The organism is Pseudoclavibacter sp. RFBG4, assembly GCF_002931515.1.
Taxonomy (GTDB): Bacteria; Actinomycetota; Actinomycetes; order Actinomycetales; family Microbacteriaceae; genus Pseudoclavibacter.
Window position 1 is genome coordinate 1 of record NZ_PSYC01000072.1, and the last position, 2377, is coordinate 2377.

Annotated in this window: 2 protein-coding genes; both read right to left on the reverse strand. The window is 69.7% G+C overall.

The annotated features are described in order from the left end of the window. Nucleotides 1–15 precede the first annotated feature (15 nt). The gene (locus tag C5E10_RS18705) at nucleotides 16–1044 is read right to left on the reverse strand and encodes a LacI family DNA-binding transcriptional regulator (RefSeq protein ID WP_219820422.1); all 1029 of its coding nucleotides are present in this window, start codon (nucleotides 1042–1044) and stop codon (nucleotides 16–18) included. Beyond that, a complete protein-coding gene (locus C5E10_RS18710; protein ID WP_104332938.1) occupies nucleotides 1041–2261 on the reverse strand; it encodes a fumarylacetoacetate hydrolase family protein in 1221 nt (406 codons plus the stop codon). Before C5E10_RS18710 ends, C5E10_RS18705 begins: the two co-directional genes overlap by 4 nt. Nucleotides 2262–2377: the final 116 nt, after the last annotated feature.

Below are 2377 nucleotides of genomic sequence, written 5' to 3' on the forward strand. Positions count from 1 at the left end.
GGCAAGGGGCGGGGGCTAGGCGCTTTCGCGGGCCACGATCTCGAAGCCGAGGTCGACGGTCTCGCCCTGGGGCGCATCCGCGCCACCACGACTCATGCGCGCCAGCAGCAGCTCGCCCGCCTTCGTGCCGATCTCACGGTTCGGCACAGCCACCGTCGTGAGCGTGGGCGTGAGGTGCGATGACAGCTCGAAGTCACCGAACCCCGTCACCGCGAGCTCACCCGGCACCGAGACCCCGCGGCGAGCGCACTCCAGCACGGCACCAGCCGCGAAGACATCGCTCGCGAACATGAGCGCATCGGTCTCCGGATGCTCGCGGAGCGCCGCGTCGAGCAGGTCACGGCCGGTCTCGAGGTCGACCGACGCGACCCCGGAGTCGACGACCCGCACCGGCTCGCCCGGGTACAGCTCGGCGATCGAGGCCTCGAAGCTCTCGCGTCTCGCCGCGGCGCGGAAGTCACCGGACTGGAAGGAGCCCGCGAACGTCGGATGCTCGTAGCCCTTGCCCTGCACGTACTCGACGAGCGCGCGGATCGCGTCCTCGTTGGAGAAGCCGATCAGACTGTCGACGGGGTTCTCACTCGAATCCCACGCCTCGACGACGGGGATCCCGGATGCACGCAGCAGCGTCGATGCCGCATCCGTGTGCTGGGCGCCGACGATGAACATGCCATCCGGCCGGCGCCCCAGGAACGCGCGAACGAGCTCCTCCTCATGCTCGGGGCTGTACCCCGTCGTGCCGATGAACAGCTGATAGCCGAAGGGCGAGAGCATCGCCTCCAAGCCGTGCAGCGCATCCGCGAACACCGACGCGGAGATCGACGGGACGATCGCCGCGACGGTCATCGACCGGTTCGACGCGAGATTCGACGCGGCCAGGTTCGGCACGTAGCCGAGCGCACCGATGGCCGACTGCACCCGCTCGAGCGTGTCAGCGGACACCAGCTCCGGCGTCCGCAGCACCCGCGACACCGTCTGCGGCGAGACGCCCGCAGACGCGGCGACGTCAGTGAGCGTCACCTTCTGCGTCGACCGCCTGGTCACAGGAGCCTTCTGGCCGCCAGGTTGCGCATGAGCGCTGCGATCCCGAATGTCCACGGCGCACACCCCTCACTGCTCTGTACCTGGCCCACCAGACTACCGAGGGCAGGTGAGGAGATGCGCACGACGTCCCCGGCGTGGTGCGTGAAGCCGAGGTCGGGCTGATCGCGGTCGACGATGGGCGCGAACATGGTGCCGAGCATCAGCACGGCCCCATCCGGGTACTGGTGGTGGGGGCCGAGCAGCTGGGCGGCGAGGTCGGCGGGGTCGCGCGAGATCTGGGCGAGGTCCGATGACCCGTGCAGCGTGAAGCCGTCGAGGCCCACGATGTCGAGCTCCACGGTCATCCCCCGCACCGAGTCGAGATCGAAGTCACCGTCGAACAGGCGGATGAACGGGCCGAGCCCGCACGAGGCATTGTTGTCCTTCGCCTTCGGCAGCAGCAGCGCCGAACGGCCCTCGATGTCGCGCAGGTTCACGTCGTTCGCGAGCGTCGCGCCCACGATCGCGCCAGTGGATGCGACGAGGAGCGCCACCTCCGGCTCCGGGTTGTTCCACTCCGAGGAGGAGTGAACGCCCACCTGGACGGCCGTGCCCATCGCGGACAGCGTCGGACCCTTCGTGAAGATCTCCGCGTCGGGTCCGATGCCGACCTCGAGGTACTGGCTCCACAGGCCCTCTCCCACGAGGTACGCCTTGAGGGCCGTCGCCTCCTCCGAGCCCGGCTTGAGGCTCGCGAGGTCCGTGCCGATCTCCGCGAGGATCTGCTCGCGCATCCGCGCCGCCGCCTCGATGTCGCCGCGCACCCGCTCCTCGATGACCCGCTCGATCATGGAGACCGCGAACGTCACGCCGGCAGCCTTCAGCACGTGGAGGTCGACGGGGGCGAGGAGCCACGGCTTCGACTCGTCGCGGGTGTCGGGCTCCGTGTTCGCGAAGAGCTCCTCGAGCGAGCCCAGGCTGGGCGCATCCGCCGCCGCGGCCCGCACCGCAGCGGCCGGGTCGGGGGTCTCGGTGATGTCGCTCACCGTCGCGAACGTCCGGCTCAGGTCGAGCACACCCGCCTCGGTCACGAGAACCGGAGACGGGCCGCCGACGGCCGGGTCCCAGACGCGACCGACGAGAGTGCCGGTCGTGCCGTCGGCCGGGAGCGCCTGGGCTGCGCTGCCCGACCATCCTGCGGCCGCCTGCTGGCCTGCTGCCGTCTGCTGCGATGTCATGTGAGCTCCTGAGGTTCTTGGGTTTCGGGATGGAGAAGTCGCTTCTTTGCGGGAACTTCTCCGGCACGAGGTGACTTTTCCATCCCGAGTCGGAAGTGGGTGGGACGGGACGGGAC

Coding starts and splice junctions, on each gene's coding strand:
- C5E10_RS18710 (WP_104332938.1), bottom strand. CDS start 2,261: ATGACATCGCAGCAGACGGCAGCAGGCCAGCAGGCGGCCGCAGGATGG.